The organism is Pseudomonas sp. Sample_9 (genome assembly GCF_004307535.1).
Lineage (GTDB): Bacteria > Pseudomonadota > Gammaproteobacteria > Pseudomonadales > Pseudomonadaceae > Aquipseudomonas > Aquipseudomonas mercuritolerans.
Window position 1 is genome coordinate 38,610 of sequence record NZ_RAZO01000306.1, and the last position, 26,295, is coordinate 64,904.

The 26,295-nt window shown below is 61.4% G+C and carries 18 protein-coding genes; 12 read left to right on the forward strand and 6 right to left on the reverse strand.

Translation table 11 applies throughout. The features are described from left to right. Positions 1–13: 13 nt before the first annotated feature. Entirely contained in the window at positions 14–1,318 is a 1,305-nt protein-coding gene (guaD, locus tag D6877_RS17050) for a guanine deaminase (RefSeq protein WP_122506510.1), read from the forward strand. A gap of 156 nt (positions 1,319–1,474) precedes the next feature. On the opposite strand, the gene D6877_RS17055 is transcribed toward guaD, so the two are convergent. Beyond that, positions 1,475–2,239 (reverse strand): GntR family transcriptional regulator, encoded by a 765-nt coding sequence (locus tag D6877_RS17055; protein ID WP_007918375.1) that lies wholly within the window; start codon positions 2,237–2,239, stop codon positions 1,475–1,477. A 359-nt stretch (positions 2,240–2,598) separates the two neighbouring features. Here D6877_RS17055 and D6877_RS17065 point away from each other — a divergent pair, with 359 nt between their 5' ends. After that, positions 2,599–3,789: a benzoate/H(+) symporter BenE family transporter gene (locus D6877_RS17065; protein WP_130911539.1), complete on the forward strand. Its 1,191-nt coding sequence runs from the start codon at positions 2,599–2,601 to the stop codon at positions 3,787–3,789. A 248-nt stretch (positions 3,790–4,037) separates the two neighbouring features. Here the strand turns inward: D6877_RS17065 and D6877_RS17070 are convergent, their stop codons facing one another. Continuing rightward, positions 4,038–4,382, reverse strand: a complete 345-nt coding sequence (locus tag D6877_RS17070; protein WP_016773843.1) for a YggL family protein — start codon at positions 4,380–4,382, stop codon at positions 4,038–4,040. Between the two features lie 234 nt (positions 4,383–4,616). On the opposite strand from D6877_RS17070, the gene dacB reads away from it, so the two are divergent. Further along, on the forward strand, positions 4,617–6,077 hold the full coding sequence (dacB, locus tag D6877_RS17075) for a D-alanyl-D-alanine carboxypeptidase/D-alanyl-D-alanine-endopeptidase (RefSeq protein WP_024012313.1): 1,461 nt from the start codon (positions 4,617–4,619) through the stop codon (positions 6,075–6,077). 159 nt (positions 6,078–6,236) lie between these two features. Here dacB and D6877_RS17080 read toward each other — a convergent pair whose 3' ends face one another. Both D6877_RS17080 and rlmKL read right to left on the reverse strand, forming a co-directional pair. Further along, positions 6,237–8,621, reverse strand: coding sequence for a diguanylate cyclase (locus tag D6877_RS17080; protein WP_130911540.1), 2,385 nt, complete (start codon positions 8,619–8,621; stop codon positions 6,237–6,239). Between the two features lie 144 nt (positions 8,622–8,765). Beyond that, a complete protein-coding gene (gene rlmKL, locus D6877_RS17085) occupies positions 8,766–11,036 on the reverse strand; it encodes a bifunctional 23S rRNA (guanine(2069)-N(7))-methyltransferase RlmK/23S rRNA (guanine(2445)-N(2))-methyltransferase RlmL (RefSeq protein WP_024012311.1) in 2,271 nt (756 codons plus the stop codon). Positions 11,037–11,566: 530 nt separating this feature from the next. Between rlmKL and D6877_RS17090 the strand changes: the two genes are divergently transcribed. Then, entirely contained in the window at positions 11,567–11,782 is a 216-nt protein-coding gene (locus D6877_RS17090; RefSeq protein ID WP_003223300.1) for a ribosome modulation factor, read from the forward strand. Positions 11,783–12,080: 298 nt separating this feature from the next. Here D6877_RS17090 and D6877_RS17095 read toward each other — a convergent pair whose 3' ends face one another. After that, positions 12,081–13,100, reverse strand: a complete 1,020-nt coding sequence (locus D6877_RS17095) for a quinone-dependent dihydroorotate dehydrogenase (RefSeq protein ID WP_122705815.1) — start codon at positions 13,098–13,100, stop codon at positions 12,081–12,083. Positions 13,101–13,318: 218 nt separating this feature from the next. Between D6877_RS17095 and D6877_RS17100 the strand changes: the two genes are divergently transcribed. From D6877_RS17100 to cobA, 8 genes are all read left to right on the forward strand, one after another. Beyond that, on the forward strand, positions 13,319–14,530 hold the full coding sequence (locus D6877_RS17100) for a CmpA/NrtA family ABC transporter substrate-binding protein (protein WP_130911541.1): 1,212 nt from the start codon (positions 13,319–13,321) through the stop codon (positions 14,528–14,530). 15 nt (positions 14,531–14,545) lie between these two features. Continuing rightward, positions 14,546–15,121, forward strand: a complete 576-nt coding sequence (locus D6877_RS17105) for an ANTAR domain-containing protein (protein ID WP_007916390.1) — start codon at positions 14,546–14,548, stop codon at positions 15,119–15,121. A 431-nt stretch (positions 15,122–15,552) separates the two neighbouring features. Then, positions 15,553–16,764 (forward strand): nitrate/nitrite transporter, encoded by a 1,212-nt coding sequence (locus tag D6877_RS17110; RefSeq protein WP_016773839.1) that lies wholly within the window; start codon positions 15,553–15,555, stop codon positions 16,762–16,764. Between the two features lie 7 nt (positions 16,765–16,771). Further along, complete coding sequence (locus tag D6877_RS17115; RefSeq protein ID WP_130911542.1) at positions 16,772–18,442, forward strand: bifunctional protein-serine/threonine kinase/phosphatase; 1,671 nt, start codon at positions 16,772–16,774, stop codon at positions 18,440–18,442. A gap of 412 nt (positions 18,443–18,854) precedes the next feature. Beyond that, positions 18,855–21,308 carry a nitrite reductase large subunit NirB gene (nirB, locus tag D6877_RS17120; protein WP_130911543.1) on the forward strand — a complete coding sequence of 818 codons (2,454 nt, stop codon included), beginning with the start codon at positions 18,855–18,857 and terminating at the stop codon, positions 21,306–21,308. Next, the gene (gene nirD / locus D6877_RS17125) at positions 21,305–21,622 is read left to right on the forward strand and encodes a nitrite reductase small subunit NirD (RefSeq protein WP_016773836.1); all 318 of its coding nucleotides are present in this window, start codon (positions 21,305–21,307) and stop codon (positions 21,620–21,622) included. The genes nirB and nirD overlap by 4 nt, the downstream gene beginning before the upstream one ends. Further along, complete coding sequence (locus D6877_RS17130; protein ID WP_130911544.1) at positions 21,622–24,333, forward strand: nitrate reductase; 2,712 nt, start codon at positions 21,622–21,624, stop codon at positions 24,331–24,333. The genes nirD and D6877_RS17130 overlap by 1 nt, the downstream gene beginning before the upstream one ends. Before the next feature lie 13 nt (positions 24,334–24,346). Further along, positions 24,347–25,126, forward strand: a complete 780-nt coding sequence (gene cobA, locus D6877_RS17135; RefSeq protein WP_130911545.1) for a uroporphyrinogen-III C-methyltransferase — start codon at positions 24,347–24,349, stop codon at positions 25,124–25,126. Between the two features lie 69 nt (positions 25,127–25,195). Here cobA and D6877_RS17140 read toward each other — a convergent pair whose 3' ends face one another. Then, on the reverse strand, positions 25,196–26,230 hold the full coding sequence (locus D6877_RS17140) for an OmpA family protein (RefSeq protein ID WP_016773833.1): 1,035 nt from the start codon (positions 26,228–26,230) through the stop codon (positions 25,196–25,198). Positions 26,231–26,295: the final 65 nt, after the last annotated feature.

Consider the following 26,295-nt stretch of genomic DNA (forward strand, 5'->3'; position numbering starts at 1 on the left):
TTAGAGAACCCTCATGCCTCTGACTCGCAAAGCCTACCGCGCCGCCATCCTGCACAGCATCGCCGACCCTGCCGAAGTCGGCATCGAAGCCTCTTATGAATATTTCGAGGACGGCCTGCTGGTGATCGACGATGGCAAGATCAGCGCCCTCGGCCACGCCAGCGAACTGCTGCCAACCCTGCCGGCAGATATCGAGATCAACCATTATCAGGATGCGCTGATCACACCGGGCTTTATCGACACACACATTCACCTGCCGCAGACCGGCATGGTCGGCTCCTACGGCGAGCAACTGCTCGACTGGCTGAACACCTACACCTTTCCTTGCGAAAGCCAGTTTGGCGACAAGGCCCACGCCGACGAAGTGGCCGATATTTTCATCAAGGAACTGCTGCGCAACGGCACCACCACGGCGCTGGTGTTCGGCAGCGTGCACCCGCAATCGGTGAATTCGTTTTTCGAAGCGGCGGAAAAGCTAGATCTGCGCATGATCGCCGGCAAGGTGATGATGGACCGCAATGCCCCGGATTATCTGGTCGATACCGCCGAATCCAGCTACGTCGACAGCAAGGCGCTGATCGAGCGCTGGCACGGCAAGGGTCGCTTGCACTATGCGGTGACGCCGCGCTTCGCCCCCACCAGCACCCCGGAACAACTGACCCTGGCCGGGCAATTGCTGACGGAATATCCGGATCTGTACATGCAGACCCACATCAGCGAAAACCTCAAGGAAATCGAGTGGGTCAAAGAGCTGTTCCCGGAGCGCAAGGGTTACCTCGACGTCTATGATCACTACCAGTTGCTTGGCGAACGCTCGGTATTCGCCCACGGCGTGCACCTGTGTGACGAAGAATGCGCGCGACTGGCGGAAACCGGCTCGGCGATCTCGTTCTGCCCGACCTCGAACCTGTTCCTCGGCAGCGGCCTGTTCAACCTGCCGATGGCGGAAAAGCACAAGCTCAATGTCGGCCTCGGCACCGACGTTGGCGGCGGTACCAGTTTCTCACTGCTGCAAACCCTCAACGAAGCCTACAAGGTGATGCAATTGCAGGGTGCGCGGTTGAGCCCGTTCAAGTCGCTGTATCTGGCGACGCTGGGTGGTGCGCGGGCGCTGCGCCTGGAAGACAAGATCGGTAACCTGCAACCGGGTTCGGATGCCGACTTCCTGGTGCTGGATTACAACGCCACGCCGCTGCTGAGCTACCGCTTGAAGCAGTCCAATAACATTGCCGAGACGTTGTTTGTACTGATGACGCTGGGGGATGACCGGACGGTGGCGCAGACGTATGCGGCGGGGGCGCTGGTGCATCAGCGCTGAGTTTTTCCAGAGCATAAAAAATCCCCCGGCGGTGTTTACCCCGGGGGATTTTTGTTGCCGGTCAGGTTGTCTTCGCGAGCAGGCTCGCTCCCACCTTTGAAATGCATTCTCCTGTGGGAGCGAGCCTGCTCGCGAAAGCCGCGACTCGGTTTCAGCTTAGAGCTTGGCCGCTGGACGCCCCGGCTTCTTGGTCTGCAACAAATGCGAGAACACCGCATGCAGATCATCCGACGCGCCTTCCTCGTCGAGATTGAGCTTGCTGTCGATGTGGTCCATGTGATGCATCATCAGGTTCACCGCCAGTTCACCGTCGCGCTTTTCGATGGCATCGATCAGCTGCGTGTGTTCGTCGTACGAGCAATGCGAGCGGTTGCCGCTTTCATATTGGGCAATGATCAGCGAGGTCTGCGACACCAGGCTGCGCTGGAAGCTGATCAACGGTGCGTTCATCGCCGCTTCCGCCAGTTTCAGGTGGAATTCGCCCGACAGACGAATACCGGCACCACGATCGCCACGGGAGAAACTGTCGCGCTCGTCGTTGACCATCTGCCGCAGTTCGGCGATCTGCTCGGCAGTGGCATGTTGCACCGCCAGTTCAGTGATCGCCCGCTCGACCAGACGCCGGGCGAGAAACACCTGACGCGCCTCTTCAACGCTCGGGCTGGCGACCACGGCACCACGATTGGGCCGCAACAGCACCACGCCTTCATGGGCCAGACGCGACAGCGCGCGGCGAATGATGGTGCGGCTGACCCCGAAGATTTCCCCCAGCGCTTCTTCGCTCAACTTGGTGCCGGGCGCCAGACGCTGTTCGAGGATGGCCTCGAAGATATGCGCGTAGACAATATCGTCCTGGGTTCCGCTGCGGCCGGCTTTGCCTGCTCGCGGTTGTTTCTTGAGGGGTTGCAACTGTTCGTTCATGGGCACTCGAGTCGGGAAAACTGCGGCGAATAGACCGTGACTGTAATACGGCACAGTAGGTCGCTGGCAAGTATCGCGTAAAAAACAGCGCGATTGTACACAATGAATGGTGGCAACACGACTGTACGGCTGTTTGCGCCTGCGGCTGTATTGCAACGCTGGGTTACGTTTGAGTTTAGGCTTGATCGCAGAATCCGCTGAATGACCGCAATCCTCCCGTGGGAGCGAGCCTGCTCGCGAAAGCCATTCCACATTCACTATGAATGTTGACTGACCTACCGCTTTCGCGAGCAGGCTCGCTCCCACAGAGGTTCTGTGTTGTGGCGGACATCTCCATTGGTATAAGGAACACCGCCGTCATGACCGACGCCATCCAAGCTCGCTTGCGCCCTCTGGCCGACACATCGCCTTCCGCCATCGTCGCCGGTTTCATCGCGATGATGACCGGTTACACCAGTTCGCTGGTGCTGATGTTCCAGGCCGGGCAAGCGGCCGGGCTGACCAGCGGGCAGATTTCCTCGTGGATCTGGGCGATTTCGATCGGCATGGCTGTGTGTTCGATCGGCCTGTCGCTGCGCTATCGCACACCGATCACCATCGCCTGGTCGACCCCCGGCGCGGCGTTGCTGATCACCAGCCTGGGGGGCGTCAGTTACGGCGAGGCGATCGGCGCCTACATCACGTGCGCGGTGCTGGTGACGATCTGCGGCCTGACCGGCAGCTTCGAACGGCTGGTGAAAAAGATCCCGGCTTCTTTGGCGGCAGCTCTGCTGGCAGGGATTCTGTTCAAGATCGGTAGCGAAATCTTCGTCGCCGCGCAACACCGTACCGGTCTGGTGCTGGGGATGTTCTTCACCTATCTGCTGGTCAAGCGCCTGTCGCCACGCTATGCCGTGCTCGCGGCGCTGCTGATCGGCACCGCGCTGTCGGGCTTCATGGGGCTGCTGGATTTCAGTGCGTTTCATCTGGAAGTTGCCACGCCAGTCTGGACCACCCCGCACTTTTCACTGGCGGCGACCATCAGCATCGGCATTCCGCTGTTCGTGGTGGCGATGACCTCGCAGAACATGCCCGGCATCGCCGTGCTCCGCGCCGATGGCTATAACGTCCCGGCCTCGCCACTGATCACCACCACCGGCATTGCCTCGCTGCTGTTGGCGCCGTTCGGCTCCCACGGCATCAACCTCGCAGCGATCAGCGCGGCGATCTGCACCGGCCCGCATGCCCACGAAGATCGCAACAAGCGCTACACCGCAGCGGTGTGGTGCGGGGTGTTCTACGGGATTGCCGGGGTGTTCGGCGCGACGTTGGCGGCATTGTTTGCGGCGTTGCCCAAGGAACTGGTGCTGTCGATTGCCGCGCTGGCGCTGTTCGGCTCGATCATCAATGGCTTGAGCATTGCCATGAGCGAGGTGAAGGAACGGGAAGCGGCGTTGATCACCTTCATGGTCACGGCGTCGGGGCTGACGCTGTTTTCCATTGGTTCGGCGTTTTGGGGGATTGTGGCGGGGGTGCTGACCTTGCTGATCCTCAATTGGCGCAAAGCTTAAGGCAAAAGATCAAAAGCCCCTCACCCTAGCCCTCTCCCAAAGGGAGAGGGGACTGACCGAGGTGTCTGGAAGACATACGCCAACGTGGGATATCGAGTCGAACTCAGGTTTTGAAAAGCCCGCAAGTCGGCTCCCTCTCCTCGGGGAGAGGGCTGGGGTGAGGGGCAGTTCCACCGCAAATCTCAAACCGAACACTCAAACCCCAGACGAAAAAAAACGGCGACCCGAAGGTCGCCGTTTTTTCAGTATCACTTGGCCGCGTTGATCGGCTTTTCCGGATACCACACGTCCAGCAGCGGGCTGACTTCGTACTTGGTCAGCTCGGAGCGGTTTTTCAGCCAGGCTTCAACGGCAGCACGCTGCTCTTCGTTGACCGAGCCACGCTTCTGCAGGCACACCAGACCGAAGTCGTCGCCGCCAACATAACCCAGACCGTTGGCTTCCATGGCTTCTTTGATGAATGCTTCGAGGAAAGCGTCAATGGCTTCTTCGGACAAGTCTTCTTTGAAGTCCAGGTTCAATTCGAAACCCAGCTCTTGAAATTCATCAACGCACAGTTTTTTGCGCAGACGCTGGGAACGGTTAGTCGCCATTGGAACAATCCTCTTAAGTAATAACGGCCGGCACTTTACCAGTTTAAGCCGGCGATTGCCCGACTCTCTGGTCGCTGCGGCCGACCGCCTGTAAAAAAATAAGCGATTGGCCGGGCCTGACACGGCACAAGCTGTTACAGCTTGGGGCATAATGCCGACACTTTCATGACCACTGAGGGCCTTTTCATCCATGTCCTCGTCTTTTTTCCCCTCTTTTGCAGGGTTTTATTGCATATGATCAAATCGTTGCGTCCACTGTTTCTCGCCGGCCTTCTTCTGCCTCTGGCCCTGCCTGTCTCCGCTGCCACCATCAACACTTCCCTCACCCCGAACGTCGAAAAAGCCCTCAAGGCCAGCAAGTTGCAGCCCACTGCGCTGTCGCTGGTGATGGTGCCGCTCGACGGTCCGGGCACGCCGACGGTGTTCAACGCCGACGTCTCGGTCAACCCGGCCTCGACAATGAAACTGGTCACCACCTACGCGGCGCTGGAAATGCTCGGCCCCAACCATCAGTGGAAAACCGAGTTCTACACCGATGGCGACCTGAGCGGCGGCATTCTCAACGGCAACCTCTACCTCAAGGGTGGCGGTGACCCGAAGCTGAACATGGAAAAACTCTGGCTGCTGATGCGCGACCTGCGCGCCAACGGCGTGACCCAGATTACCGGCGACCTGATCCTCGACCGCAACTTCTTCGTGCAGCCGCAATTGCCGGAATTCAACGATGACGGCAACGACGACAACAAGCCGTTCCTGGTCAAACCCGACTCATTGCTGGTCAACCTCAAGGCCCTGCGCTTTGTTGCGCGCAATGACGGTGGCCGCGTACTGATTTCGGTTGAGCCGCCGATTGCCAGCATCCGCATCGAAAACACCGTCAAGGCGCTGCCGTCCAAGCAATGCACCGGCGGCGTGCGCTACAACCCGGTGCCGCAGGCCGATGGCAGCGTGACCGTAACCGTCGGCGGCCAGTTGGGCGAAGGCTGCAGTTCGCAGACCTACCTGTCGCTGCTCGACCACGCGACCTACACCGCCGGCGCCGTCCGCGCGATCTGGAAGGAGCTGGGTGGCAGCATTCAGGGCAAGGATCGTCTGGCGCCAACGCCGAGCGGCGCCAAACTGCTTGCCCGCGCGTACTCGCCGGATCTGGCCGAGATCATCCGCGACATCAACAAATACAGTAACAACACCATGGCCCAGCAGCTGTTCCTCAGCCTTGGTCAGCGTTTCCGCAACGATGCCGACGGTGATGACGCCCGGGCTGCGCAGCGCGTGGTGCGGCAGTGGCTGGCGAAGAAAGGCATCACCGCGCCGCATCTGGTGATGGAGAACGGCTCCGGTCTGTCGCGGGCCGAGCGGGTCAGCGCGCGTGAGATGGCCAACATGCTGCAAGCCGCCTGGCACAGCCCGTACGCCGCCGAGTACATCAGCTCGCTGCCGATTGCCGGCACCGACGGCACCATGCGCAAACGCCTGAAAACCACGGCGATGCGCGGTGAGGCGCACGTCAAGACCGGTACCCTGAACACCGTGCGCGCGATTGCTGGCTTCAGCCGTGATGTGAATGGCAATACCTGGGCGGTGGTAGCGATCCTCAACGACAAGGCCCCGTTCGGCGCCTCGTCGGTACTCGATCAGGTGCTGCTGGATCTGTACAAACAGCCGAAACTGCCGCAGACCGCTTCGGTGCTGTAAGCGCGGCAGATTCATTTGTGGGAGCGAGCCTGCTCGCGAAGGCGTCAGTTCAGGCAGCATGTTCAGTGACTGTCAAACCGCTTTCGCGAGCAGGCTCGCTCCCACAGAAAATCAGCGCCAGGTCCCCTCTGCCCCACAGGATCAGGTGTCAGGTTGGAATCAGCTCATCTCCCGCTCAACCCGATCCCGGCCATTCTGCTTCGCTGCGTAAACCCCTGAGTCGGCGCGCAGCAACAATGCATCTGCGCCCTCCCCCGGGCGCCAGCTGGCGATGCCGAAACTCGCGGTGACCAAGCCGACCACGTCCACCGGCGCGCTGCGCAAACCTTCCCACAACTCCATCGCCAGCATGTAGGCGTGTTCACCGTCGATATCCGGGCACAGCACCATGAACTCTTCACCGCCCAAACGGCAGAACACGTCGGTGCGGCGCAGGCGATGGCCGATCCGCTCGCAGACTGCCTGCAGCACGCGGTCGCCGACGGCGTGGCCGAACTGATCGTTGATGCGCTTGAAGTGGTCGATGTCGAGCATGATCACCGACAGCTCGCCGCCGCCACGCTCGACCCGGGCCATTTCGGTGGTCAGGCGTTCCTGGAAATAGCGGCGGTTGTGAATGCCGGTCAGCGAGTCGGTGATCGACAACGCGCGCAATTCTTCTTCCACGCGCTTGAGATCGGAGATATCCGAGATATAACCGTGCCACAGCACCCCGCCGCCCGGCAGCTCTTCCGGTGTCGCCTCGCCGCGCACCCAGCGCAGACCGCGCTCGGGCAGTTGCACGCGGTACTCCTCGCGCCAAGGGCTGAGGTTTTCCGCCGATTCGCGGATCGAGCTGCGCACGCGAATCGCATCCTGCGGGTGGATACGACTGAAGATCGCCTCGGAGTCGAGCAGCAGCACATCCGGTTCCAGCTCGTAGATTTCGCGGATGCCATCGCTGGCGTAGATCACGCTGAAGCGTCCGTCGAATTCCATCTTGAATTGGTAGATGCCACCGGGAACATGGGCGCTGAGCTTCTTCAGCAATGTGTCGCGTGCTGCCAGCACTTCGTGCACGCGTTTGCGCTCGGTGATGTCGATGCAGATCGCCAGATGACCGACCCACAGGCCTTGCTCGTCAAGCACCGGGGTGGCGAGCATGTTCACCGGCAGGTGACTGCCATCGCTGCGCACCAGGGTCCACTCGCGCGCTTCATGGCCGCCGACTTCGCCGCCCTCGACCAGCATCGCGTGGCAAGTCGGAATGTTTTTGCCGTAGCGCGCACTCAGCTCCGCCGAACGCGCTGCCAGCTCGCGGGGCAAATGCAGGTTTTCCAGGGTCATCCGCCCAACGACTTCGGCACTGCTGTAGCCGAGCATTTGCTCGGCACCGGGATTGAAAGTGTTGATCACGCCGCGCAGGTCGGTGGCAATGATCGCGACCTGAGTGGCGGCATTCAGCACGCCGCGCAGTTGACCGTGGGTGCCGCGCAGTTCCTGCTCGCGTTCATGCAACTCCTGGGTGCGCACCTCGACCAGGCGCACTGCGCGCTGACGCTGGCTGACCAGTACGTAAAGCAAGGCACTGAGCAGCGCGCTGAGCAAGCCGCCCAGAATGATCACACTGCCCACCGAAGAATGGTTGGCCTGCATGAACGCGTAGCTTGGCAGGATATCGACCTGATAGTCATGATCGGCCATGCGCAGCAAGCGCGTCGCCGCCAGATCGCCGGGCACCGCTTCGTTGGTCGATTCGAACAACGCCTCGTGCTGCCCTTGGGTCGACAGGTCGAGAATGCGCACCGACAAATAATCGTGCAGGGCATCGGGCAGCCCGTCGGCGAGCAACTGGCGCATGCTGATCACCGCCATCACATAGCCGAACGGCTGCGACTCTCCAGCGCGACTGACCGGCGCCAGCAGCAGCACACCACGCGCATACGACGGCTCGATCCCGACCAGATGCATCGGTTGCGACACCGCCATGCTGCCGAGCTGGTCGGCGCGTTGCAGGGTTTCGCGGCGCAAGGGTTGGGCGAGCAAGTCGTAGCCCAGCGGAGGCGCCAGTCGGCTCTGGGTTTGCGTGTAGAGCACCGGCACGTATTCGTCGCGCGGCGGCGCCAGTTGCAATTCGCCTTTGGCGTCCAGTTCGCGAATGGTGAATTCGCTCAGGCCTTCATCACGTACCTGCTGTTCAAACGCGGCCCGTTCGGCACCGCTGACTCGCGGCGCGTAAGTGTAGGCTTGGGTGCGCAGCAATAAGGGTCGAGAGTAACCATCGAATTCAGCGCGGGACACCGATTCGGAGTTGGCGAAGAACCGGCGCAGACCATCGAGACGTTGCTCCTGGTCCTGAAAACGTTCGGCGATGCGGCTGTAGCGTTCGTTGGCCAGCAGTTGGAAACGCTGACGCGATTGTTGCTGAAACTGGTTGAAGGTGCCCCATGCGAGCAGCCCAGTGAGAATCCCGCCGGCAAGCAACACCAGCAAAGCGACCAGCCAGGCTGAGACGTCTTCACTGATGAAACCGAGGATTTTCGGGCGCACGGGGTGCAACGGCATAAGCACGACTCACTCCGCCAGATTTGCGGGAAAACCCCATTGGCGGTGTGTGAGTTATAGCTATTAGCCACTAATTTAGCTAGCACCGCTGGATCCACCGAGCCGTTAAAAATCAACGCTCTGTGGATCCAACCAGTGAAAGCGTCAACGAGCCGTGATTTTCCAGGCGCGGTGGATCTTGGTATTGCGGGCGAAATCCGGATCAATGGTCTGCGCACTGATTTCCTCGACCGCATAACGCTCGGCGAGGTTTTCCTCCAACTGGAACTTGCGGAAGTTGTTGGAGAAATACAGCACGCCACCCGGTGCCAGCCGCGCCATCGCCAAGTCGATCAACTGCACCTGATCGCGCTGCACATCGAAGATGCCTTCCATGCGCTTGGAGTTGGAGAACGTCGGCGGGTCAATGAAGATCAGGTCGTATTCGTCACGGCTGCTTTCCAGCCACGCCATCACATCGCCCTGCTCCAGACGGTTCTTGTCGGAGAAGCCGTTCAACGACAGGTTGCGCCGCGCCCAGTCCAGATAGGTTTTCGACAGGTCGACGCTGGTGGTGCTGCGCGCGCCGCCCTTGGCCGCGTGTACGCTGGCGGTCGCGGTGTAGCAGAACAGATTGAGGAAGCGTTTGCCGGCCGCCTCTTTCTGAATGCGCATACGCATCGGCCGGTGATCGAGGAACAGGCCGGTGTCGAGGTAGTCGGTGAGGTTGACCAGCAACTTCACGCCACCTTCATTGACCTCGACGAACTTGCCCTGCGCAGCCTGACGCTCGTACTGCTTGGTGCCGCTCTGCCGCTCGCGGCGCTTGACCACCACGCGGTTCTTGTCGACGTTCAACGCCTGCGGAATGGCCGCCAGCGCATCGAACATGCGCGCCGAGGCTTTTTCCGGGTCGATGGATTTCGGCGCGGCGTATTCCTGAACGTGCACCCAGTCGTGGTACAGGTCGATGGCCATCGCGTATTCCGGCATGTCGGCATCATAGACGCGGTAGCAATCGATGCCTTCGCGCTTGACCCACTTGCCCATTGCCTTGAGATTTTTCTGCAAGCGATTGGCAAACATCTGCCCGCCTTCACTCAAGCGCGGCTGCTCAATCACTGGCGCCGGGGCTGGCGTCGGCTTGATCGGGTTGCCGTTCTTGTTGAACTTGCGCTCTTGCGGCTCGTCCGGGGTCTGATCGTAAGCCGCTTGCTCGCGCTCGGCCTGACGCTGTTCCGGAGTGCGACGTTCGCCAGTGACGAACTGATCGGGCAGAACCTTGATCAGCAGCAGTTTGCACGGCAGCGCGCCGTTCCAGAACGAATACTGTTTGTGGCTGCGGATACCCATGCGCTTGCCCAGATCCGGGGCGCCGGTGAACACCGCCGCTTCCCAGTTCAGGCAGGCCTGACGCAGACGCTCGCCGAGGTTCTGATAGAGATACAGCAGGCTGGCTTCGTCACCGAGACGCTCGCCGTACGGCGGGTTGCAGATCACCAGACCTTTCTGGTTCTGGTCCGGGCGCGGCTCGAAGGTCGCCACTTCGCCCTGGTAGATCTTGATCCACTCGCTGAGGCCGGCGCGCTCAACGTTGTTGCGGCCTGGCTGAATCAATCGTGGGTCGGCTTCGTAACCGCGAATCCACAGCGGCGGTTTGGCCAGACCGGCGGCGGCACGCTCGACGGCTTCTTCATGGAGTTTTTTCCACAGTGCCGGCACGTGACCGAGCCACGCGGTAAAGCCCCACTGCTCGCGACGCAGGTTCGGCGCCATGTCGGCGGCAATCATCCCGGCTTCGACGAGGAACGTACCGACACCGCACATCGGGTCAGCCAGTGCGCCACCTTCGGCAGCAATACGCGGCCAACCGGAGCGAATGAGGATTGCCGCCGCGAGGTTTTCCTTCAGCGGCGCCGCGCCCTGCTGCAAGCGATAGCCGCGCTGGTGCAGGCTGTGGCCGGAAAGGTCGAGGGACAGAATCGCTTCGCCGCGATCCAGACGCAGGTGGATACGCAGGTCCGGGTTGAGTTTGTCGATGGATGGACGATCGCCCTGCGGCGTGCGCAGTTTGTCGACGATGGCGTCTTTGACTTTCAGCGCGCCGAAGTGGGTATTGTCGATGCCCGAGCCGTGGCCGCTGAATTCAACGGCCAGGGTGCCGTCGCTGAGCATGTGATCCTGCCAGTCGATGTCGAGCACGCCGTGGTAGAGGTCTTCGGCGTCCTTCATCGGGAAACGCTTGAGCACCAGCAACACGCGGTTGGCCAGACGCGACCAGAGGCACAGGCGATAGGCGGTTTCCATGGTCGCCATGCCACGCACGGCGGAGGTGTGCTCGCGCGCTTCTTCAAGGCCAAGCCCGACGGCTTCCTCGATGAGCAGGCCTTCAAGGCCTTTGGGGCAAGTGAGGAAGAGTTCGAAACGATCGGACATGGTAATTCCAGAGCCTTTGGCTAGTGGGCCGGCAACGCATTGCCGACCCGGTTTTCAATCAGGCGCTTTTCTGAAAGAGCGCCCGCGTGGCACGAAGGTGTGCCGTTCCATCCCCGCTGCTCGGGTTAAAAGAGCTTAGATGCCGGGACAGATAAAAAAGTTGGTGCAACAAAAAGACTGAAAGCGACCCTTCGTCGAATATTACCCAAGCGCAAACGTGGGTCATTCTCACTAAAGGATTAACCCCCTGAGTCAGCGGGGCGCCGATCATACCGGGGTTTGCGCATTGAACGTTGAATAAATACGCGGTTACTTATCGCCATAGCATCCTTTACGTTACGTGCTTATGACAAAACGATCATTCCCTCGGTGTGACTCATTGGTTAGAACTGAGCACAGGTTGACGTCGCAACGGCGTCAACACCTTGGCTCGCCACGCCGGCAGCGAGCCGCACGATGGCAGGTTTTTTCTGCCAGACCTCAATTGAGGTCAACGCGACACTACAGTCAACAAGTGAGGGAAACACCCTATGAGAAGACTTAAGCGTGATCCGTTGGAAAGAGCATTTTTGCGCGGATATCAATATGGCGTTGGTGGCAAATCCCGTGAGCTTTGCCCATTTACTCTACCGTCGGTACGTCAAGCCTGGATCAACGGCTGGCGAGAAGGACGCGGCGACAACTGGGACGGTATGACCGGCACTGCGGGAATCCACAGACTCAACGAACTTCACGCCGTCGGCTGACACAGGGCATTTATTCCGACACGACAATCTGAATTTGCAATGAATTAACCACGCACGTCCTTCCCGGACGGCGGGCTACGGCCCAGGGGCTCCTTCGAGGAGCCCTTTTTATTGCCTGCAAAAAGGGTTAATCGGGATCCACGTGGCGAGGGGATTTATCCCCGCTCGGCTGCGCAGCAGTCGCGAAGTCCGAATTTCAATTTACCTGACATATCACTGTGGAAGGTTGGGGCTGCTGGGCAGCCCAGCGGGGATAAATCCCCTCGCCACAAAGGCTGCCACAAGTTTTCGGCAATCCTCAGCGCAGGGCAGCGATCGCATCCACCGATTCACGAATCAGCGCCGGGCCTTTGTAGATGAAGCCCGAATATATCTGCACCAGGCTTGCACCGGCCGTGATCTTCTCCGCCGCGTGCTTGCCTTCGGTAATCCCGCCCGCGGCAATGATCGGCAAACGCCCGGCCAATTCGCCCGCCAGCACTTTCACCGTGTTGGTGCTTTTCTCACGCACCGGCGCACCCGACAGACCGCCCGCCTCGTCGCCATGCTCCATGCCTTCGACGCCGATACGGCTCAAAGTCGTATTGGTGGCGATGACCGCGTCCATGCCGGTTTCGATCAATGCCTGGGCCACCTGCGCGGTTTCTTCGTCGGTCATGTCAGGGGCGATCTTGATTGCCAGCGGCACATGCTTGCCGTGACGCAGGGCCAGTTCGGCGCGACGGGTGGCCAGATCAGCGAGCAATTGCTTGAGCGAGTCACCGAACTGCAGGCTGCGCAGGCCCGGGGTGTTTGGCGAGCTGACGTTGACGGTGACGTAGCTGGCGTGGGCGTAAACCTTGTCCAGGCAGATCAGGTAATCGTCGACCGCACGCTCGACCGGGGTATCGAAGTTCTTGCCGATGTTGATGCCCAGCACGCCCTGGTATTTTGCCGCAGCGACCCGCGCCAGGAGGTTGTCCACACCAAGGTTGTTGAAGCCCATGCGGTTGATGATCGCCTCGGCTTCCGGCAGGCGGAAGATCCGTGGCTTTGGGTTACCCGGTTGTGGGCGCGGGGTCACGGTGCCGATTTCGACAAAGCCGAAACCCAGTTGCGCAAAGCCGTCGATGGCCGCGCCGTTCTTGTCCAGACCTGCCGCCAGCCCCACCGGGTTCGGGAACTCCAGCCCCATGACGGTCACCGGCATTTTCGCCGGCGCCTTGCACAGCAAGCCGTTGAGGCCCAAACGTCCACCCGCGCCGATCAGATCCAGCGACAGATCGTGGGAGGTTTCCGGGGAAAGTTTGAACAACAGCTGACGGGCCAGGGTGTACATGGGCGGCAATGACTCGGGCGGCGAAAAGAGGCGGCGATTATAGCCGGGCATCGTCCCCCGGCGCGAGGCGCCTGTACGAATCAGGCGACTGGCATATGCCTTGCACCACCCCGCTCATCAGTCTGCCGACCAATGACGGCGCGCAGGCCAGGACAATGGCGTCGTCCCCGGGTTTTGCCTGCGCAGAATCCGAGACGACGTTTTTTTTGAGGTAGCGTATGAACGAAACGTCCTTGGGGCCTCTGGCCTGGGTCAATGGCAGTGATGCGCCGGAAAAGAGCGCGATCGATCTCGGCTTCATGGCGCTGAGCGACTGCGCCTCGGTGGTGGTCGCCGCCACTCAGGGCTTCGCCCAGCCCTACGGCTTGACCCTGAACCTCAAGCGGCAGGCGTCATGGGCCAACCTGCGCGACAAACTGGTCAGCGGCGAACTGGATGCCGCGCACAGCCTGTACGGACTGATTTATGCGGTGCACCTGGGCATCGGCGGCGTCGCCCCGACCGACATGGCAGTGCTGATGGGCCTGAACCAGAATGGCCAGAGCCTGAACCTGTCCCATGGTTTGCAACAGGCTGGCGTGAACAGTCCTGAAGCGCTCGATCGGCGTGTGCACCAAAGCCGCGCAAAACTGACCTTCGCCCAGACATTCCCCACCGGCACCCATGCGATGTGGCTTTATTACTGGCTGGCGAGCCAGGGCATTCATCCGTTGCAGGACGTCGACAGCGTGGTGGTGCCGCCGCCGCAAATGGTTGCGCACCTGCAAGCCGGGCGCATCGACGGCTTTTGCGTCGGCGAACCGTGGGCGGCCAGCGCCGTGCAGCAGAATCTCGGTTTCACCCTGGCGACCAGCCAGAGCATCTGGCCCGACCACCCGGAAAAAGTCCTCGGCTGCACCCGCGAATTCGTCGAGCAATATCCCAACACCACGCGGGCGCTGGTCATGGCCATTCTTGAGGCCAGCCGCTTCATCGAAGAAAGCCCGGAAAACCGCCGCAGCACCGCGCAATTGCTCAGCGCTGCGGAGTACCTCGACACTCCCGCCGCGTGCATCGAGCCGCGTTTTATGGGTGACTACGCCGATGGCCTCGGCAATCGCTGGCAGGACCCGCATGCGCTGCGTTTTCATGGCGATGGCGAGGTCAATCTGCCCTACCTTTCCGACGGCATGTGGTTCATGACCCAGTTCCGTCGCTGGGGTCTGTTGCGCGAGGATCCGGATTATCTGGCCGTTGCCCGCCAGGTTCAGCGCCTGGATCTGTATCGCGAGGCAGCGAGCGCTGTTGGCGTCGCGTCTTCCTGCGCAGACCTGCGCAGCAGCCAGTTGCTCGATGGCAAGGTCTGGGACGGCAGCGATCCGTCGGGCTATGCGCGCAGTTTCAAGCTGCATGCCCTGAGCGACGCCGCCCCGCTTCTCGCCCAGCGCTGACAGGAGACCGCGAACATGTTGCGCATTCTGCTGATCAATGACACCGCGAAAAAAGTCGGACGCCTGAAAGCGGCGCTGACCGAGGCCGGCTTCGAGGTAATCGACGAGTCCGGCCTGACCATCGACCTGCCGGCGCGCGTCGAAACGGTGCGCCCGGACGTGATCCTGATCGATACCGAGTCACCGAGCCGCGATGTCATGGAGCAAGTGGTGCTGGTCAGCCGCGACCAGCCCCGGCCGATCGTGATGTTTACCGACGAACATGACCCGGGGGTGATGCGTCAGGCGATCAAGTCCGGGGTCAGTGCCTACATCGTCGAAGGCATTCACGCACAACGGTTGCAGCCGATTCTCGACGTGGCGATGGCGCGCTTCGAGAGTGACCAGGCCTTGCGCGCGCAATTGCAGGCGCGCGATCAGCAACTGGCCGAGCGCAAGCGCATCGAACTGGCCAAGGGTTTGCTGATGAAGATGAAGGACTGCAACGAGGAAGAGGCCTATACGCTGATGCGCCGCCAGGCCATGAGCCGCCAGCAGAAGCTGATTCAGGTGGCGGAGCAGATCATTGCCATGAGTGAGTTGCTGGGCTGAAATTTTCGCTGCAAATCAAGAGCCCCTCACCCTAGCCCTCTCCCGGAGGGAGAGGGGACCGACCGCGTTGTCTTGCGCTGTCCGCCGACCTGAACGACCGAGTCGATTATGGATTCACTCGAAATCGTTCAGATCGGCAAATGACTCGGCCATCCCCCGCTCGGTTCCCTCTCCCTCTGGGAGAGGGCTAGGGTGAGGGGCTTTTGCTTTTCAGCTGTTGGCACAAATCTCGCTAAGTAAACCGCACAGGTAACCAACGGCGGTTGCCCCACCTACGACAAAGACGTCGCTCACCCCGTTCGCCCCCCGGCGAATCAGGTAGCGGCGTTTTTGCGTTTTGGCCCCACAGAGCGGGGCCGGTGGTGCGGCCGTGAGGCGCTCCACCTGCTGTGCATGACTCCTTTCGAGACTCTTTTCAGCCGAGGTGCGCGATGAATTCAAGCTTCTGGAAATCCGGCCATACCCCGACCCTGTTCGCGGCCTTCCTGTATTTCGACCTGAGCTTCATGGTCTGGTACCTGCTCGGCCCGCTGGCGGTGCAGATTGCCGCCGACCTGCACCTGACCACCCAGCAGCGCGGCCTCGTCGTCGCCACGCCAATTCTCGCCGGCGCGGTGTTGCGCTTCGCCATGGGCATGCTCGCTGATCGCTTGTCGCCGAAGACCGCCGGACTGATCGGCCAGGTCATCGTCATCTGCGCGCTGTTCGGCGCCTGGAAACTCGGCATCCACAGTTATGAACAGGCGCTGATCCTCGGTCTGTTTCTCGGTATGGCCGGCGCGTCGTTCGCCGTAGCCCTGCCGCTGGCCTCGCAATGGTATCCACCAGAACATCAGGGCAAAGCCATGGGCATCGCCGGCGCCGGCAACTCCGGCACCGTGTTCGCCGCGCTGCTGGCGCCAGTGATTGCCGCCGCGTTCGGCTGGAGCAATGTCTTCGGTTTCGCCCTGATCCCGCTGGTTTTGACCTTGGTGCTGTTCGCCCTGTTGGCAAAAAACGCCCCGCAGCGGCCGAAACCGAAAGCCATGGCCGACTACTTCAAGGCCCTCGGTGATCGCGACAGCTGGTGGTTCATGTTTTTCTACAGCGTCACCTTCGGCGGCTTCATCGGCCTGGCCAGCGCCCTGCCCGGTTACTTCAACGATCAATACGGTCTGAGCCCGGTGACCGCCGGCTACTACACCGCTGCCTGCGTGTTCGGCGGCAGCCTGATGCGGCCATTGGGTGGCGCGCTGGCCGATCGCTTCGGCGGCATCCGCACTTTGCTGGCGATGTACACCGTCGCTGCCATCTGCATTGCAGCGGTGGGCTTCAATCTGCCAAGTTCCTACGCGGCGCTGGCGCTTTTCGTCTGCACCATGCTCGGCTTGGGCGCCGGCAACGGTGCGGTTTTCCAACTGGTGCCGCAGCGTTTTCGTCTGGAGATCGGCGTGATGACCGGGCTGATCGGCATGGCCGGCGGTATCGGCGGCTTCGCCCTCGCGGCCGGCATGGGCGCGATCAAGCAAAGCACCGGCAGCTATCAACTGGCGCTGTGGTTGTTCGCCAGCCTGGGTGTGTTGGCTTGGTTTGGCCTGCACGGCGTCAAGCGTCGCTGGAGAACCACCTGGGGTTCGGCGGCAGTAACGGCGGCGCGGGTCTGAGGCCCCAATGGCCCTGCAACTGAGCTTCGCCGAAGCCAGCGCCACCGGCCCGCGCGCGGAGAATCAGGACGCCCTGCGCTCGGTGACACCGGCGCCGGCACTGGCGGTGAGCAAGGGATATCTGTTCGCCATCGCCGACGGCGTCAGCCAGTGCACCGATGGCGGCCTCGCCGCGCGTTCGACCTTGCAGGCGCTGGCGCTGGACTACTACGCGACATCGGAAACCTGGAGCGCGGCCCAAGCGCTGGATCGCCTGCTGCTCGCGCAAAATCGCTGGCTGCAGGCCAACGGCGGCGGGCAACCGCTGCTGACCACGGTCAGCGCGCTGGTGATGCGCGGTCGACGCTTCACCCTCGCCCACGTCGGCGATTGCCGGGTCTATCGCTGGCACGCCGAGCGCTTGCAGCGCATCAGCGAGGATCACGTCTGGGAACAACCGGGCATGCAGCATGTGCTCAAGCGTGCGCTCGGGCTCGATCAACATCTGGTGCTGGATTTCCTCGACGGCGAACTGCGTGAGGGCGAAAGCTTCGTGCTGCTCAGCGACGGCGTCTGGTCGACCCTGGGCGATACCGCGATCGCCGCGATTCTGCGTGATCAAGCGGATCTGCCCAGCGCCGCGCAAACCCTGGTCAACGCCGCGCATCTGGCCGGCAGTCAGGACAACGCCAGTGCCCTGCTGGTGCGCGTCGATGCGCTGGGCGAAGCGAGCATTGGCGATGCGCTGGTGCAATTGCAGCAATGGCCACTGCCGCCAACGCTGAAACCCGGACAAGCGTTTGAAGGCTGGCAGGTGCAAGGCATCATCGGCCAGAGCCAGCAATCATTGCTGTATCGCGTGCTCGATAGTCAGGGCCAGCCTTGGCTGTTGAAGACCTTGCCGACGCGCCTGGCCGACGATCCGCAAGCCGGGCAGGCGCTGCTGTCGGAAGAATGGTTCCTCAAGCGCGTGGCCGGCCGGCATTTTCCGCAAATCCATGCCTGCACTCAGCGTCAGCATTTGTATTACGTCATGCGCGAATACGCCGGGACGACGCTAGCCGACGTGTTTCAACACAGCGGCCCGTTGCCTTTGGCGCAGTGGCAGGACATCGCCGAGCGCCTGTTGCGCGCGGTCGGGTTGCTGCATCGACGGCAAATTCTGCATCGCGACATCAAGCCGCAAAACCTGTTGCTGGGGGATGACGGCGAGCTGCGCCTGCTGGATTTCGGCTTGGCTTATTGCCCGGGACTGTCGGAGGACGCGCCGTCGACCCTGCCGGGAACGCCTAGTTTCATCGCCCCGGAAGCGTTTCGCGGCGAACCACCGAGTGCACAGCAGGATTTGTATTCTGTCGGTGTCACTCTCTATTACCTGCTCACCGGGCATTTTCCCTACGGCGAAATCGAAGCATTCCAGCGGCCCCGATTTGGCGTACCGGTGAATGCCAGTCGCTATCGCCCGGACCTGCCGGAATGGCTGGCGCAAAGTCTGGAACGCGGCGTCGCCGCCGATCCGCAGCAACGCTTTGAAACCGCTGAAGAGTGGCTGCTGGTGCTGGAACAGGGTGAGCGGCAAAGTTTGAGTGTGCGGCCCCGGCCTTTACTGGAGCGAGAGCCGTTGAAGGTCTGGCGGACCATGGCGTTGGTGGCGTTGCTGGGGAATGTGGTGCTGCTGGTTTTGTTGTTTCATGGCTGAGATTGAGTTGCGCCATTCGCGAGCAGGCTCGCTCCCACAGGGGATTTGTGTCGTTCGCAGACACCTTGTGGGAGCGAGCCTGCTCGCGAAGGCATTCGGCGTCACACCGCATAAGAATTAACGCGCCACGAACGAGCAACACGCCTCGATTCGGTGCAAAAAACCTCCTGTCATAACCCCAATCCCCAATAAAACCGCGCCCCCCCGAGTTGGCACAACCACTGCATTACCCTTTTCACCATACATAAAGCCCAACCTTCAACGACGAAGGCTGCGCTTCCCGAGAGAACGGGACCAGGACAAAGGCGTCCTCGCTAGGCAACTAGCGGGACGCCTTTTTTTGTTTGCGCAAAATTTGTCGAGCAAGGCCCGACGGCCCACCAGAGGCCAGCCGCAGCTCCCGGAGAACCTGATGAAAAAACTCAAACTGGTGATGATCGGCAATGGCATGGCCGGGGTGCGTACCCTGGAAGAACTGCTCAAGCTGAGCGACGAGCTCTACGACATCACCGTCTTCGGCGCCGAACCGCACACCAACTACAACCGCATCCTGCTGTCGCCGGTGCTGGCCGGCGAGCAGACTTTCGAAGAGATCGTGCTCAACGACCTCGACTGGTATCTGGAAAACAACATCAAGTTGCTGCTCAACCGCAAAGTGGTGGAGATCGACCGGGTCAAACGCCGAGTGATTGCCGAGGACGGCACCGAAGCCGAGTACGATCGCCTGCTGATCGCCACCGGCTCGACCCCGTTCATCCTGCCAATCCCCGGCAATACCTTGCAGGGTGTGATCGGCTATCGCGACATCGCCGACACCCAGGCCATGATCGACACCGCCAGGACCCACAGGCACGCCGTGGTCATCGGCGGCGGCCTGCTCGGCCTCGAAGCCGCCAATGGCCTGATGCTGCGAGGCATGCACGTGACCGTGGTGCACCTCGGCGAATGGCTGCTGGAGCGGCAACTGGACAAGACCAGCGGCCAGTTGCTGCAATCGGCGCTGGAATCCCGTGGCCTGCATTTCCGCCTGTGCGAACAGACCCAAGCCCTGCACGACGCCGGCAATGGCCGGGTCGGCTCGGTGCAGTTCAAGAACGGCGATATCATCCCTGCCGACCTGGTGGTGATGGCCGCCGGCATCCGCCCCAACACTGAGCTGGCGGAAAAGGCCGGCATCCCGTGCAATCGCGGGATTCTGGTCAATGACACCCTGCAAACCTACGACCCGCGCATCTACGCGATCGGCGAATGCGCCAGCCATCGCGGCATCGCCTACGGTCTGGTTGCGCCGCTGTTCGAACAGGCCAAGGTCTGCGCCAACCACCTCGCGCAACTGGGTTTCGCTCGCTATCAGGGCTCGGTGACTTCGACCAAATTGAAAGTCACCGGCATCGACCTGTTCTCCGCCGGCGATTTCATGGGCGGCGAAGGCACCGAGACCATCACCCTCTCCGACCCGATCGGCGGCGTGTACAAAAAACTGGTGATCAAGGATGACGTGCTGGTCGGCGCGTGTCTGTACGGCGATACGGCAGATGGCGGTTGGTATTTCCGGCAGATTCGTGAGAATCACGCCATCGGTGAGATCCGCGATCACCTCATGTTCGGCGAAAACGCTCTGGGCGACGTAGGACATCAGGGCCAGGACAAAGCCATGGTCATGGCCGACAGCGCCGAAGTCTGCGGCTGCAACGGTGTGTGCAAGGGCACCATCGTCAAGGCGATTCAGGAACACGGCCTGTTCAGCGTCGATGAAGTCAAGAAACACACCAAGGCTGCCAGCTCCTGCGGTTCCTGCGCCGGCCTTGTTGAACAGATCCTGATCAATACGGTGGGTGGCGCGGCCGACGTCAAACCGAAAAGCGAAAAAGCCATCTGCGGTTGCAGCGACCTCAACCACGGGCAGATTCGTCAGGCGATCCGCCAGGAACACCTGCTGACCATCGCCGAGACCATGAGTTACCTGAACTGGCGCACGCCCAATGGCTGCGCGACCTGTCGCCCGGCGCTCAACTATTACCTGATTTCCACTTGGCCGGGCGAAGCCAAGGATGATCCGCAATCGCGTCTGATCAACGAACGCGCCCACGCCAACATCCAGAAGGACGGCACCTATTCGGTGGTGCCGCGCATGTGGGGCGGCGTGACCAATCCGTCGGAACTGCGGCGGATCGCCGATGTGGCCGACAAGTACAACGTGCCGATGGTCAAGGTCACCGGCGGTCAGCGCATCGACTTGCTGGGGATCAAGAAGCAGGACCTGCCCGGCGTCTGGAAAGACCTCGACATGCCGTCCGGCCACGCCTACGGCAAATCCATCCGCACCGTGAAAACCTGTGTCGGCAGCGAGTTCTGCCGCTTCGGCACGCAAAACTCGACGCAACTGGGCATCGAACTCGAGCACGACCTGTTCAACATGTGGTCGCCGCACAAAGTGAAGCTGGCAGTGTCCGGTTGCCCACGCAACTGCTCGGAAGCGGGCATCAAGGACGTAGGAATTATCGGCGTCGACTCCGGCTGGGAGATGTACATCGGTGGCAATGGCGGGATCAAGACCGAAGTCGCCGAGTTCTTCGTCAAGCTCAAGACTGCCGAAGAAGTCCGTGAATACAACGGCGCGTTTCTGCAGCTCTACCGCGAAGAAGCCTTCTACCTCGAGCGCACCGTGCATTACCTGCAACGGGTCGGCATGGAGCACATCAAGAAGAACGTGCTCGAAGACGCCGAGCGGCGCAAGGCCCTGAATGAGCGCCTGCAATTCTCCCTGTCGTTCGAACAGGACCCATGGAAAGAGCGCCTGGCGCAGCCGCAACTGAAGAAAGAATTCGACGTTATCCCCGTGAAAAACCTGGAGGTGCCGACATGAACTGGCTCGATATCTGTGCGCTGGAAGAGATCAACGCCCTCGGTTCGCGGATCATTGCCGGGCCGAAAGGTGACATCGCGATTTTTCGTACAAGCGACGACGAGGTTTTCGCCCTCGATGACCGCTGCCCGCACAAGGGCGGCCCGCTGTCGCAAGGCCTGATCTACGGCAAGCGCGTGGCCTGCCCGCTGCATAACTGGCAGATCGACCTCGAAACCGGCGAAGCCCAGGCGCCGGACATCGGCTGTGCGCACCATCATCCGGCGCGGGTCGAGAACGGCCGGGTGCAACTGGCCCTGCGGGACGCCATCTGATGAACCGCCAGACGACCGCCTCGACCTGCTGTTACTGCGGGGTCGGCTGCGGCGTACTGATCGAGCATGACGGCGAGCGCATCCTCGGCGTCAGCGGCGATCCGGCGCACCCGGCCAACTTCGGCAAACTGTGCAGCAAAGGCTCGACGCTGCACCTGACCGGCGACGTCGCCGCCCGCGCCTTGTACCCGGAACTGCGCCTGGGCAAAGGCCTGGCGCGCAGCCGTACTGACTGGGATACCGCCCTCGACCACGCGACCAACGTGTTTGCCGAAACCATCGCCGAACACGGCCCGGACAGCGTGGCGTTCTACATCTCCGGGCAGTTGCTCACCGAGGACTACTACGCCTTCAACAAACTGGCGCGGGCGCTGGTCGGCACCAACAACATCGACAGCAATTCGCGGCTGTGCATGTCTTCGGCGGTGGTCGGCTACAAACGCAGCCTCGGCGCCGACGCGCCGCCGTGCAGTTACGAAGACCTGGAGCTCAGCGACTGCGTGATGATCGTCGGCAGTAACATGGCCTACGCCCATCCGGTACTTTTCCGTCGACTTGAAGAAGCCAAATCCCGTCGCCCGCAGATGAAAGTCATCGTGATCGACCCGCGTCGCACGGACACCTGCGATTTGGCTGACCTGCATTTGGCTATTCTTCCAGGCACCGATGTCGCGTTGTTCCATGGGATTTTGCATCTGCTGCTGTGGGAAGACTGGATCGATCGCGATTTCATCAAGGCGCACACCGACGGCCTCGCCGAGCTTAAAACGCTGGTACGCGATTACACCCCGCAGATGGTTTCGCAGCTGTGCGGCATCAGCATCGAACAACTGCAGCAATGCGCAGAATGGGTCGGCACGGCGCCGAGCTTCCTGTCGCTGTGGTGCATGGGCCTGAATCAGTCCAGCGCCGGCAGCGCAAAAAACAGCGCGCTGATCAATCTGCACCTGGCCACCGGGCAAATTGGCCGTCCCGGTGCAGGACCTTTCTCCCTGACCGGTCAGCCAAACGCCATGGGCGGGCGGGAAACCGGCAGTCTGTCGAATCTGCTGCCCGGTCACCGCGATGCCGCCAACCCCGAGCATCGCGCCGAGGTGGCGGCGTATTGGGGCGTGGAGAGCTTGCCCGAGGCGCCGGGCCTGAGCGCCATCGAGCTGTTCGAAAGCGTGAGAAGCGGCAAGATCAAGGCGTTGTGGATTGCCTGTACCAATCCGGCGCAATCGATGCCAGACCAGAGCGCAGTCCGCGCAGCGCTAGAGACCTGCCCTTTTGTGGTATTGCAGGAAGCCTTTCGCACTACCGAAACCGCTGCATTTGCCGACCTGCTGTTGCCTGCCGCCAGTTGGGGCGAGAAGGAAGGTTCGGTGACCAACTCCGAGCGGCGCATTTCCCACGTGCGCAAAGCGGTTGACGCACCGGGCGAAGCGCGGCCGGACTGGGCAATCACGGTGGATTTCGCACAGCGTCTGGAGAAACGTCTGCGCCCCAAGCAGCCAAGCCTGTTCGCTTTCGATCAACCTTCGCAGTTGTTTGATGAATTCAAAGCGCTGACCCGTGGGCGAGACCTGGATCTGTCCGGGATCAGTCATGCCTTGATCGACGAGATCGGTCCGCAGCAATGGCCCTTCCCTGCCCGCGCCCGCCAAGGCACGCCACGCTTGTACGGCGACGGCATTTTCCCTACAGCCAATGGTCGCGCGCAGTTCATTGCCGATCCGTATCGCGCCGCCAAGGAACAACGCGACGCGCGCTTTCCGCTGACTTTGATCACCGGTCGCCTGCGTGACCAGTGGCACGGCATGAGCCGCACCGGCACCGCCGCGCAATTGTTCGGCCACGTCAGCGAAGCCGTGCTGAGCCTGCACCCTGACGAAATGCGTCGGCACCGCTTGCAGCCCGGCGATCTGGTCAATCTGAAAAGCCGCCGTGGCGCGGTGATTGTTGCGGTCGGCAGCGACGACAGCGTGCGTCCGGGCCAGGCGTTTCTGCCGATGCACTGGGGCGATCGCTATCTCAAGGGCGGCGTCAACACGCTGACCTTGCCGGCGTTTGATCCACTGTCCAAACAACCGGAGCTCAAGCACAGCGGCGTGCGTCTGGAGGCAGTCAACCTGCCGTGGCAGCTGTTCGCCTTGATCGAGGGTGATGTTCAACGGCATTTCGAGACGCTACGACCGCTGTGCGAGGCGTTTTCCTACGTCAGCCTCAGCCTTGTCGGTCGTGAGCGGCCAGCGCTGCTGATACGCGCTGCACACGGCCAGGCGCCGGATCCACAGCTGCTGGGCGAGATCGACCAATGCCTGTCACTGCTGGATGGCCCGGTTCTGGCCTATGACGATCCGCGTCGCGCCATTGGCAAGCGGGTGCGCATCGAAAACGGCCGTATCACCGCCATTCGCCTGGCCGGCGAAACCCTTGCGCAACACTGGTTGCAGAGCCTGTGGCTGGAGGGCCGCGCCGACCAACAACTGCGGCGCTGGCTGCTCGCGCCGATGAGCGCGCCGCCGGGCGCTGTCGGCGCCATCGCGAGCGACAAGACCTTGTGCAATTGCGAAAACGTCAGCCTCAACGCAGTCTGCGCCGGCATTCGCCAGGGCCTGGATCTGCAAGGCCTGAAAAACAATCTCCGATGCGGTACGCAATGCGGTTCCTGCGTGCCGGAAATCAAGCGTCTGCTGGCTGCCGAAGCGCGGCCGGTCGCGGTCATTTAACGAGGACAACACCATGAATGCGAAAGTCTGGCTGGTGGGCGCAGGCCCTGGCGATCCGGAGTTGCTGACGCTCAAAGCGGTGCGCGCATTGCGCGAGGCCGATGTGGTGATGATCGATGATCTGGTCAACGACGCGGTGCTGGAGCACTGCCCGGCTGCGCGGGTTATCCCGGTGGGCAAACGCGGCGGCTGCCGTTCGACGCCGCAGGCATTCATTCATCGCCTGATGCTGCGTTACGCACGCCAGGGCAAATGCGTGGTGCGGCTCAAGGGCGGCGATCCGTGCATTTTCGGCCGCGGTGGCGAAGAAGCGCAGTGGTTGCGCGAGCGCGGGGTTGAAGTGGAATTGGTCAATGGCATCACCGCCGGTCTGGCCGGGGCGACCCAGTGCGATATTCCGCTGACGTTGCGGGGCGTGGCGCGCGGAGTAACGTTGGTGACTGCGCACACCCAGGATGACAGCCAGTTGAACTGGCAGGCGCTGGCGCAAGGCGGGACGACGCTGGTGGTTTACATGGGCGTGGCCAAGCTGGGCGAGATTCGTGATCAGCTGCTGGCCGGAGGGATGGCGGCGGATACGCCGGTGGCGATGATCGAAAACGCCTCTTTGGCGCATCAGCGTGAGTGTCGCAGTGATTTGACTGCGATGGCTGAGGATGCCTCGGCGTTTGAATTGAAGAGCCCGGCGATTCTGGTGATTGGCGCGGTGGCGGCTGTTGCCGCAGTTGTTGAAGAGCAAAAGATCGCAGCCTGCGGCAGCTCCTACACGGCGTACGGCGTGCCAGCGCTTTAAGCTCCGTAGCCAAATCGCAGACAAAGAAAAGCCCGGCCTGAGCCGGGCTTTTCCATCAGCGGCAGCTAATTACTTAGCTTGAGCTTCAACCTGCGCTTCTACGCGACGGTTTACAGCGCGGCCAGCGTCAGTTTTGTTGTCAGCAACTGGGCGGGATTCGCCGTAGCCAACAGACTGAACGCGGGACGATTCAACACCGTACTGGTTGGTCAGAACTTGCTTAACGGCGTTTGCACGACGCTCGGACAGTTTCTGGTTGTAAGCGTCAGGACCGACGGAGTCAGTGTGACCTTCAACAGTAGTGGTGGTGGATGGGTACTGCTTCATGAAGTCAGCCAGGTTCTTGATGTCGCCGTAGCTGTTTGGCTTGACTACCGACTTGTCGAAGTCGAATTTCACGTCCAGCTCAACACGAACAACTTCAGCAACTGCTGGGCAGCCATCAGCGTCAACGGTTACGTTGGCTGGGGTGTCCGGGCACTTGTCAACGTTGTCGCAAACGCCATCGTTGTCGCTGTCGGAGCAGACTTCAGCAGGTGCTGGAACTGGAGCAGCAGCTGGCTTGGAGCCGCCACCGAAGTTCACACCGATACCGACGCTAGGAGCCCACTCGGTGTCGCCCTGGTCGATGTTGTACTGAGCTTCAACGCCGGCACGGGCGTAGAAGTTCTCGGTGAAGTACAGCTTGGCACCGCCGCCAACGTTGGCGAAGGTGGAACGGTTACGACCGTTCGAACCGTTCTGGTCGATGCTCTGGTCAGAGAAACCGGCCGAAACGTATGGACGAATCATGTCGCCTGGGTTGTTGAAGTGGTACAGAGCGTCCAGAGCGGTGTTAGCGCCTTTGACGTTCTTGCCATCGTCGGCACGTACGTTGTGCACTTCGTCGTAGCCCAGACGCAGTTCAACGTCGTCGGTCAGGAAGTAACCGATCGAACCGCCGAACAGGTTGCCGTTGTTCTTGAAGTTACGAGCGCTGTCGAATTGTTCTTTCTTAGCGAAGCCTTCGATTTCAACTGCGCCTTGGCCTTGTGCCAGAGCGCCGAACGAAGTGGCGGCAATCAGAGAACCAATGGCCAAGCCCAAGGTGTTTTTCAGTTTCATCCGTTAAATCCCCATCTGGTGATTGTGAAGCAGTCCCGCAAACCGGGGGACAACTCGGCGGCAAG

Bases quoted from the DNA above. Each gene is read 5' to 3' on its own strand.
- cobA (WP_130911545.1), top strand. From the start codon at position 24,347: ATGAATGCGAAAGTCTGGCTGGTGGGCGCAGGCCCTGGCGATCCGGAG.
- D6877_RS17055 (WP_007918375.1), bottom strand. From the start codon at position 2,239: ATGAACGAACAGTTGCAACCCCTCAAGAAACAACCGCGAGCAGGCAAA.
- D6877_RS17115 (WP_130911542.1), top strand. From the start codon at position 16,772: ATGGCCCTGCAACTGAGCTTCGCCGAAGCCAGCGCCACCGGCCCGCGC.
- D6877_RS17110 (WP_016773839.1), top strand. From the start codon at position 15,553: ATGAATTCAAGCTTCTGGAAATCCGGCCATACCCCGACCCTGTTCGCG.
- rlmKL (WP_024012311.1), bottom strand. From the start codon at position 11,036: ATGTCCGATCGTTTCGAACTCTTCCTCACTTGCCCCAAAGGCCTTGAA.
- D6877_RS17070 (WP_016773843.1), bottom strand. From the start codon at position 4,382: ATGGCGACTAACCGTTCCCAGCGTCTGCGCAAAAAACTGTGCGTTGAT.
- nirB (WP_130911543.1), top strand. From the start codon at position 18,855: ATGAAAAAACTCAAACTGGTGATGATCGGCAATGGCATGGCCGGGGTG.
- dacB (WP_024012313.1), top strand. From the start codon at position 4,617: ATGATCAAATCGTTGCGTCCACTGTTTCTCGCCGGCCTTCTTCTGCCT.
- D6877_RS17065 (WP_130911539.1), top strand. From the start codon at position 2,599: ATGACCGACGCCATCCAAGCTCGCTTGCGCCCTCTGGCCGACACATCG.
- D6877_RS17090 (WP_003223300.1), top strand. From the start codon at position 11,567: ATGAGAAGACTTAAGCGTGATCCGTTGGAAAGAGCATTTTTGCGCGGA.
- guaD (WP_122506510.1), top strand. From the start codon at position 14: ATGCCTCTGACTCGCAAAGCCTACCGCGCCGCCATCCTGCACAGCATC.
- nirD (WP_016773836.1), top strand. From the start codon at position 21,305: ATGAACTGGCTCGATATCTGTGCGCTGGAAGAGATCAACGCCCTCGGT.
- D6877_RS17130 (WP_130911544.1), top strand. From the start codon at position 21,622: ATGAACCGCCAGACGACCGCCTCGACCTGCTGTTACTGCGGGGTCGGC.
- D6877_RS17105 (WP_007916390.1), top strand. From the start codon at position 14,546: ATGTTGCGCATTCTGCTGATCAATGACACCGCGAAAAAAGTCGGACGC.
- D6877_RS17140 (WP_016773833.1), bottom strand. From the start codon at position 26,230: ATGAAACTGAAAAACACCTTGGGCTTGGCCATTGGTTCTCTGATTGCC.
- D6877_RS17100 (WP_130911541.1), top strand. From the start codon at position 13,319: ATGAACGAAACGTCCTTGGGGCCTCTGGCCTGGGTCAATGGCAGTGAT.
- D6877_RS17095 (WP_122705815.1), bottom strand. From the start codon at position 13,100: ATGTACACCCTGGCCCGTCAGCTGTTGTTCAAACTTTCCCCGGAAACC.
- D6877_RS17080 (WP_130911540.1), bottom strand. From the start codon at position 8,621: ATGCCGTTGCACCCCGTGCGCCCGAAAATCCTCGGTTTCATCAGTGAA.